This is a genomic window from Pontimicrobium sp. MEBiC01747 (genome assembly GCF_053601635.1).
On record NZ_JBSHNS010000512.1, the window covers coordinates 1 to 2,856 of the forward strand.

General features: G+C 29.5%; 3 protein-coding genes. All 3 read left to right on the forward strand.

Annotation, left to right across the window (positions count from 1 at the left end):
• On the forward strand, positions 1-1,013 hold a 1,013-nt coding region (locus ACVC2P_RS16635), incomplete at its 5' end, for a hypothetical protein (RefSeq protein WP_452599580.1).
• Positions 1,014-1,054: 41 nt separating this feature from the next.
• On the forward strand, positions 1,055-2,410 hold the full coding sequence (locus ACVC2P_RS16640) for a DEAD/DEAH box helicase (protein ID WP_452599581.1): 1,356 nt from the start codon (positions 1,055-1,057) through the stop codon (positions 2,408-2,410).
• A gap of 202 nt (positions 2,411-2,612) precedes the next feature.
• On the forward strand, positions 2,613-2,856 hold a 244-nt coding region (locus ACVC2P_RS16645; RefSeq protein WP_452599582.1), incomplete at its 3' end, for a hypothetical protein.

A 2,856-nucleotide genomic window follows, 5' to 3' on the forward strand; every position in this document is an offset into this window, starting at 1 on the left:
CTATACCCTTTTTAAAGACAATCTATTTAAGAAAAGATACTCCTGAAGACTTAAAAGCTTCTATTATAAGAAGCATACCAAAATTAGATTACAAGAATAATATAGCTGTATATAAAGATTTACTTTTTAATACACCGCCTATTCTTAAAACTAACTATTCTTATAGTTTATTTGTTCCTTTATATGATTCTATACCTTTAGCTGTAGAGAGCTATACAGAACTATTAAAGCTAAATGCTATTACTAATTATCGCAAGCAAATTTTAAATATCTCTACCAGAGTACTAAATTCTACTTACAATGAAAAAAACAGTATTTTATCTAAATTTAAAAAGGTAAATGAACATGCAAATGATGATTTAAAAGATTATTTAAATATGCTAAAGGGAAAAGAATATGATTATTCTAAACACGCCCTTATATATAGCTATTTAAACTATTACAAAGCGACAGCTAATAAAATAAGCTTTACTTCTACAAAAAATCCAATTGATGCATTTACCTCAAGTTTAATAAAAGCAAATTCTAACGCTTGGTTAACATCTAATGCTGCCGAAACACGAATTGTAAATGGATATACACTACCTAAAGAACTTAAAAAACAATTATTAGATAGTATGGATACTAGAATGGGGTTAATGAAAGCATATTATAAAGTAAAAGCCTTTAAAAAAGTTCCTAAAAAATATAAGTCTACAGATGCATATGTTAACCTATCATTACAAGAGTATCTAGAATCTAGTGAAGAATATCCAACAAAAAAGGAATTACTAGGCCAGTTAAAAATTGATAAAAAAACCTATTATGTTCACAATCTCATTTATAATTATGAAAATGAAGGTGATGAAACTTCTGAATCTTATCTAATAGTAACAGAAGTTGACGATGCTATTTATAAAAAGGAAGAACTAAAACCTTACCCTATTTATACCAATTGGAAACAAACAACAAGTGATTGGAAAGCTCAAGCCAAAGCTTTAATTTTTGAAAAAACTAAAAACAGTGAAAATTAAGTTTTTAAGTTTACCTTTGCGCACATAATATTATAGATACTGTGACTTTTCAAGATTTAAATTTAAATACGCCCTTATATAACGCATTAGACGATTTGGGTTTTACGACCCCTACACCTATACAAGCTGAAGCATTTAGCGTTGTAGCTAGCGGAAAAGATATGGTAGGTATTGCACAAACCGGTACTGGAAAGACTTTTGCGTATATGCTTCCAATTTTAAAGAACTTAAAGTTTTCTAAACAGGAAAACCCTAGAGTGCTCATTTTGGTTCCTACCAGAGAATTAGTTGTACAGGTTGTTGATGAAATTGAAAAGCTCTCTAAATACATAAACAACCGTGTACTTGGTGTTTATGGAGGTACAAATATTAATACCCAAAAACAGGCTATTGCGCAAGGTATAGATATTTTAGTTGCAACGCCTGGTCGTCTTTACGATTTAGCTTTAAGTCGTGTATTACAATTAAAATCTATACAAAAATTGGTTATAGATGAAGTAGATGTTATGCTAGATCTTGGATTTAGACATCAATTAATTAATATTTTTGATATTCTTCCAGAACGTCGCCAAAACATTATGTTTTCGGCTACTATGACGCATGATGTCGATGACTTGATAACAGATTTCTTCATTGCGCCTCAAAAAGTATCTATTGCAGCATCTGGTACACCTCTAGACAACATAACTCAGGAACGCTACAATACACCAAATTTCTACACAAAATTAAATTTACTAAAGCATTTACTTCTAGATACTGAAACGTATAATAAAGTATTAATTTTCGTGGCTTTTAAAAAAATGGCCGATCGCTTGTTTGAAAGTTTAGATGAAGAGTTTAAAGAAGAGCTATGTGTTATTCACTCTAATAAAACGCAAAATTACAGATTACGAAGCATAGAGCAGTTTAGAGAAGGTTTTAACAGGATTCTAGTGGCTACAGATGTTATGGCGCGTGGTTTAGATATAGACAATGTCTCTCATGTTATTAATTTTGATACACCCGCATATCCAGAAAATTATATGCACCGTATTGGTAGAACTGGTCGTGCAGAACGTAAAGGACATGCCTTAATGTTTTCTACTGAAAAAGAGCAAGAAAGTTTACAAAATATAGAACAGCTAATGCAAATGGAAATTCCCTTATTAGAATTCCCAGAAAGTGTTGAAGTTTCTACAGAATTAATTGAAGAAGAACGCCCGCAAATAAAAGAGCGTAATAACCCACACAAACGAAGAAAAGACGAAGATGCCCCTGGAGCTGCGTTTCATGAAAAATCTGAAAAAAACTCTAAAACAAATTTAGGTGGTTCATATAAATTTAAAATAGCAGCTAAATATAAAAAACCTAAAACCAGAGGAGATAAAAATTATAATAAACGGAATAAAAGAAAATAATCTCAGTTTCATAATATTTTAAGACTTCTAACACAATAAACTCCTCTTTTTTACATTATTTGTTATTATAATTAATAACAAATTTTATAATTAAGCTATACTATTACAATCTGTCGCCATTTTATTAGATTCCTTTAATCTTAAACTTTGTTAATTTTTAAAATTAAAATACATTAATTAAAAAATAAAGTAAATTTATAGAATGGAAGATTTATTTAATTTATTAAATCAGCAACAGGACGTATCTCACAAAGAAGTAGATATAAAAAACCTATTGGTAAACCAAACTTGGGTTTTAGTAAATAAGATTAAGGATGAAAAGACTTTCTATTTTTTTCATGACAATAATAAATTAACCCGTACAACAAACGGTTCTGTTTCTAAAGCGCAATGGCATTATGTTAATGCTAATTATATTCGTATTACTGCTAATGGAGAAATTAATG